Below are 5,220 nucleotides of genomic sequence, written 5' to 3'. Positions count from 1 at the left end.
CTAATTAGGGGGCTTAATAGTACTAGCGTACCGAAAGTTATAGTCGTACGTCAAGTATTAGGGGGAGCGTAAGCCCTATTTAAGTTTCATAACTAGGCTTGTTCATGCTCTTGATCGTGCGGAACAACGGTAACCGCCCTAATGGTGACATCGGCGAATCTTTGACGAATTTGCCTCTTGGCATCAGATAAGCCGGAGGCTTTGACATTCTCGAAATAAACGACGCCGTTTTGGTCCATGTACTCAACGGTGTATTCGATTTGTTTCTTTTCCATGCGCTGCCGACTTCCCTTCTTTAGGGTGCTGAATGCATCACTTTGTCGATTAACCCGTACGCCATGGCTTCGCGGGCATCCATAAAGCGGTCTCTATCGGTATCGCGCTCGATTTTTTCAAGCTCTTGGCCGGTTTGGCGGGATAAAATCTTGTTTAATTTATCCCTCAGTCGAAGGATGCGCTTGGCGCTTATTTCAATATCCGCGGCTTGCCCGCGCGCTCCGCCGAGGGGTTGATGAATCATGAACTCGCTGTTAGGAAGCGCGAGCCGTTTGCCTTTCGCTCCAATGGCCAATAGAAAAGCGCCCATGGAAGCCGCCATTCCGACACAGAGGGTGGTTACATCGGCCTTGACGAATTGCATCGCGTCATAAATTCCCATGCCTGCCGTAATGGAGCCGCCCGGCGAGTTGATGTACATGTTGATATCCCTCTCCGAATCCATCGCATCCAGATAGAGCAGTTGTGCTATGACGCTATTCGCGACATCGTCCGTGATCTCCCCGGATACGAACAGGATTCGGTCTTGCAACAATCTGGAGTAAATATCGTAGGCTCTTTCGCCCCTTGACGTTTGCTCGACGACATAAGGAATCAGATTCATGGGTACGCCGCGCTCCTTTCATCCTCCGTAGTCAATGCGGTATTTCTTTTCCAAGTATGAAAATTTATTCTCTCTAATTACCGGTACTCTTGGTTGAAGGAATATCGTATTTGTCGCTTCGTTGATGGGCGGAATAGGGGCTCTGCTGATCTCTTTGATTCGTTCGACGACTTGTTCGTCGATCTCGACGCTATCCATATCGTCTTCATGGACGACTCGAATCCTTATTTCTTCGCTTACCGTCGTCTCGTTTGATAGCAGGGTTACAACGATTGTTTTGTCGCCGCATTCGACCGGGTCTTGAGTGAATATTTCGCAGATCACTTCTTGGTCGAAGGAGTCCATCGCGATATTTCCCCGTACGTTCTCGACGAGACCGTTGAGATTAGGCGAACGGTAAAGGCCGTTCGGCAGCCGAATGCGGATTTCGGACTTTCGGGGCTCGGCTCTCTCCTCCCGAAGTACCCGCACCCACAAATGATTCATTCCTTCCTCGTTCTCCATCATGGACTTGGCTAATTTGAGTTCAAGCATCATTATGGATTCTCTCCCTTTAAAGCTTGAGATACCGAATCGATCACTTTTTGCTTTAACTCCGCGGAGATCCGAGGGCTAATCGTGATGATGACGTCCTCCGTTATTTTCAGAGTTTCGTTTTCAAGCATTCGGCTAGGTTCATACAAGGGTAATTGCCGGCTTATCTTTTCAATGTCCTCCATGGATCTGTCCTTCAATGTCTCCTGAATGGAAGCGAGCGTCTCTCCGGTTCTGGATAAGGCGATAATGGCGCGGAAGTAATGGAGGTGACGGTCCGTATAAATCCTTTTGTTCCCCGCCAATTCGAGAGGTGGCACCATCCCGATTTGCGTGTAATACCTAACCGTTCGCAGATTCATGCGCGGGTCGTCTTGTTGGAGAATTTCGGCTATTTGTTTAGCGGTATAGCTGTTCATGGCACGCCTCCAAGACATTCAGCTGTATGTTTTACACTTAGCTGTATTAGTTACACTGAAGTGTATTGGTTACAGTTTACTGTAAAAGTGTGCGTTTGTCAAAAAAACAACTATGATTTGACTCCCGTAGTCCGCTTGGCGCCAAGCCGCCCGTGTAACGGACGCCACAGCCGTTAACTCGCGACAAACAGCCATTTTCACAATGGAACGGACACCACGGCGCTTAATTACTCGGAATACGGCCGAAAAAGGGCGTTTTCCCCAAATTAAGTGCATCGGTGTCCGTTAAAAATGAAAAATGGCGATTTTGGCGTCAATAGCGGTCGTGGCGTCCGTTAGGCATGGCGCGACGATCTCCACCGATCAACTATAAGTTGTTCTAAAAAAGAGCAACTCCTGTCGGCATTTGCCTGCGGGAGTTGCTGTAATCGTCTGGATAAGAGATCGCGCATACGGTCGGATTAGTTGAACGAGATGGTGTAGGATACCGAGGGATACGCGGCTATCGTCTCCGGGATGCGTTCCACTACCGTGACCAGAGTGCCGGCGCTGTAATAGCCCGAACCTCCGTTGTAGTTGGTGCTGTTGACGACGGCCGTGCCGAGATCGATCGACGTGTTGTTGATGCTCCAGTAATAATGCAGCCGAAGCGTGTTCGCGGAGGAAGCCGCGATATGAATGCTCGTGCCCGACGTTTTGGCGTTAGGGAGAATGTAGACATAGCCTCCGGTCGTGAGCGTCTGGGAGTAGGAGTTGCCGTAGCTGACGACGGCAGGGTTGGCCGAAGCGGAAATGCCGAATAGAAGGGATAGGGCCATCAAGACTGCAAATAAGGCGCTCAATCTTCTTTTCATCAATCGTCATCCTTCCTGCATCGGAGTTTTAAGTTTAAACGCACCTTAATCTTATATCCTCTCGCGATATCCTCTCGCGCCCGACTCCACCTCCATTCTTCATCTTCTATGTTATCGATAACATTTATATCAATTTTAATATATTCCAACAAAAATTGGATGTAAATAGGGGCAGAGACCTAACCTCCCATACCCCGTCCGAGTTTTCACTTTGGCTGCCCAAAAGGCGGTTAGTGGCATTTCTCTTGGACTTCGACCTTATCGTTATGGATGGTGACGGTCGAATAGCCGGAGACATACTCGGTGTAGGAACAGACGGTCTTCTGAACCGTCTCGCCGCGCGAGTCCGTGTATTTGAGATAAATGCCTCCTTCGCCGTCGATCCTTAACTTTGGTTTTATCGCTTTCTCGCGGCCGGCTTTGATTTTTTTGTCATAGGTATCCTTGGAGCCGCTTGCGACCGCGTTGCCGGAAGAATCGCTCTGCAGAATGCCGGTCTCCACCGACACGAGGTCGTAATCGGACTTGTTGACGATCTTCACCGAGAAGCTTCGGAATTCGCGGAACAGCTCGGAGTTGTTCTTCCATACGACGGCGCTCCCTATAATCAGAACGCTAGCCGCCATAATAGCGACGACTCCCCATAGAAGCCTCTTCTTGCTGCTTCTCATTCCATTCTCCCCTTATCTGTGAGCGTCAGCTGTCTGCGCTCGATTCCGCCGCCTGCCTGATTCGTTGCAAATATTGAAACAACTCGGGGGTTAGACCGAAACGCAGGTGATCGTTTTGGTTGTCGGCATGGAAGCGATGGACCGCCTCGGCTAAGACCGGATCGCTCCCGGTCGCCGATTGCACGAATTCATTCCAATAACGGGCCAGTTTTTGCGCTTGCGGGGAATCGACGGCCAGATTTTCGGAATGGCTCTTGGCGAGCCGTTCGATAAAGGAATGCCAATCTTGTTCCCGCCGCTCGGCCTCTTGGGCGGATAACGACTTGTACTGTTGCTTGAGCTGCCGAATTTGTTCGTCGGACAGATACTGTCTCGTATGGACCTGCATTATCATAATAATCTCCGCCAGGTCATGAACGGAAGGCGATTCGCGAGCCTCGAGCGATTCTAGTACTTCACGCAGCGCATTGCACAAGGAGATCTGTACGGCAAGCGCTTCGGTTGCCTTTTCCAATTGCAGACGGACAATCAGCGAGGGATCCGGATCGGCGGTATGCAGCATATCCCGAATCTCTTCGAGCGTAAAGCCGAAGTTTTTCAAAGCCAGGATCTGATAGAGCTTTTGAATGTCCTTTTGGTTATAGAGACGATGGCCGCCTTCGGTCAAATGGCCGGGAATGAGCAGCCCGATCTCGTGATAGTGATGCAAGGCTCTCACCGTCACGCCAACCAAATTGGCGACATCCCCGCTTCTCATGAACATCTCGCTCATTGGCTTCTCCAGTCGTTGCCTTGTGTAAAAAGGTCTTGCGGATTGTACTCGTATTTCCTGCCGCATAGATGACAGGCGATCTCTACCGTCTGCCGATTCCTTCTGATGTCCTCCAGCTCCGCCGGTCCCAGTCCGTATAATAGCGGAAGCAAGGCTTCCTTCGAGCAAGAGCAGGACAGGAGCAGGGGCTGCCGCTCGACAAGATCGGCCCCGCCGAATACCGTTCGAATCCGTTGTTCGCTGTCGGAGCCGATTGTTCGAAATACGTCTTCGCTCTTATCAAGTTCGGATAGCCAATGCTCCATCGTTCCGTCCTTGGCGAACGGAAGCGCTTGAACGAGAACGGCGCGGCTGTAACGGATATCCGACGGCTTACCGGAATAGAAATACCGGAAGGCCGTATCCAACTGCTCGCTTTGCCGGAAGAAATGAGCGAAGTCGTCCACGATATTCTGATAAGGCATGTCCACCGCGCTGGTAAACAAGGAACCCATTCCAATATCCTTGGTCATGCGGATCAAGCCTCTGCTTCCGATCAGCTCGGTCAGGCCGGCCGCGTTCCCGCCGCTGTCGACGACGGCATCGCTGGCATAGCCCCTTACGTGTCCGTTCGATTCAACGTCGCATTGGAAATAGCGTCCGGCCGTCGAAGTTTGAATTCGAATGCTCAGCCGCTGTTCGTCTTTTAAGGTGGCGCACAAAAGACAGGACAAGGAGAAGGACGTTGCCAACGCTTCCGCGCCCACGGCTCGCAGAGGCTGTCTTCTCATCAGTTCTCTAACGATGGAAGTATTGTCAAGTACTAGTATACGCGTTTGCTTGTCATGACTCAAAAATTTCGCGATCATAGCTTCCATGTAATAAACCCCCCTTTCTTTTCAAAGATTGTACAACCTCACGTAACGTGAGATTCAAGAGCATTTTTTCTACGGATGCCCCTTTCGCTAACGGAACTGTCCTATTCGGTTTTGATTCGGATCCGTCTGCCTCGAGAAGGCGCTTTGGCTTGAATTTGAATGTTGTATGAAAAATCATACAAATTCTTCTCGATAATGGCACCTTACTTGAGTGTAGCGTGAAAAGAAGTCTC

8 protein-coding genes are annotated in these 5,220 nt (G+C 50.5%); all 8 read right to left on the bottom strand.

Annotated elements, in window-relative coordinates:
* Window positions 1-92 precede the first annotated feature (92 nt).
* The 8 genes from H7B90_RS28410 to H7B90_RS28375 all read right to left on the bottom strand — a co-directional run bounded on the left by H7B90_RS28410 (window position 93) and on the right by H7B90_RS28375 (window position 4,978).
* Window positions 93-275 carry a hypothetical protein gene (locus tag H7B90_RS28410; protein ID WP_185139280.1) on the bottom strand — a complete coding sequence of 61 codons (183 nt, stop codon included), beginning with the start codon at window positions 273-275 and terminating at the stop codon, window positions 93-95.
* A gap of 20 nt (window positions 276-295) precedes the next feature.
* The gene (gene clpP / locus H7B90_RS28405; RefSeq protein ID WP_185139279.1) at window positions 296-880 is read right to left on the bottom strand and encodes an ATP-dependent Clp endopeptidase proteolytic subunit ClpP; all 585 of its coding nucleotides are present in this window, start codon (window positions 878-880) and stop codon (window positions 296-298) included.
* A gap of 18 nt (window positions 881-898) precedes the next feature.
* Entirely contained in the window at window positions 899-1,417 is a 519-nt protein-coding gene (locus H7B90_RS28400) for a hypothetical protein (protein ID WP_185139278.1), read from the bottom strand.
* Entirely contained in the window at window positions 1,417-1,833 is a 417-nt protein-coding gene (locus H7B90_RS28395; RefSeq protein WP_185139277.1) for a MerR family transcriptional regulator, read from the bottom strand. The genes H7B90_RS28400 and H7B90_RS28395 overlap by 1 nt, the downstream gene beginning before the upstream one ends.
* Before the next feature lie 461 nt (window positions 1,834-2,294).
* Window positions 2,295-2,687 carry a hypothetical protein gene (locus H7B90_RS28390; RefSeq protein WP_185139276.1) on the bottom strand — a complete coding sequence of 131 codons (393 nt, stop codon included), beginning with the start codon at window positions 2,685-2,687 and terminating at the stop codon, window positions 2,295-2,297.
* A gap of 230 nt (window positions 2,688-2,917) precedes the next feature.
* A complete protein-coding gene (locus tag H7B90_RS28385; protein WP_185139275.1) occupies window positions 2,918-3,358 on the bottom strand; it encodes a hypothetical protein in 441 nt (146 codons plus the stop codon).
* A gap of 25 nt (window positions 3,359-3,383) precedes the next feature.
* The gene (locus tag H7B90_RS28380) at window positions 3,384-4,130 is read right to left on the bottom strand and encodes a MerR family transcriptional regulator (protein WP_185139274.1); all 747 of its coding nucleotides are present in this window, start codon (window positions 4,128-4,130) and stop codon (window positions 3,384-3,386) included.
* Window positions 4,127-4,978: an Hsp33 family molecular chaperone HslO gene (locus tag H7B90_RS28375; RefSeq protein WP_260411291.1), complete on the bottom strand. Its 852-nt coding sequence runs from the start codon at window positions 4,976-4,978 to the stop codon at window positions 4,127-4,129. The genes H7B90_RS28380 and H7B90_RS28375 overlap by 4 nt, the downstream gene beginning before the upstream one ends.
* Between the last annotated feature and the right edge of the window lie 242 nt (window positions 4,979-5,220).

It is taken from the genome of Cohnella xylanilytica (assembly GCF_014212175.1).
Classification (GTDB): domain Bacteria; phylum Bacillota; class Bacilli; order Paenibacillales; family Paenibacillaceae; genus Cohnella; species Cohnella xylanilytica.
The sequence above is the reverse complement of the archived record's forward strand: the minus strand, read 5'-3'. Positions and strand labels throughout refer to the sequence as shown.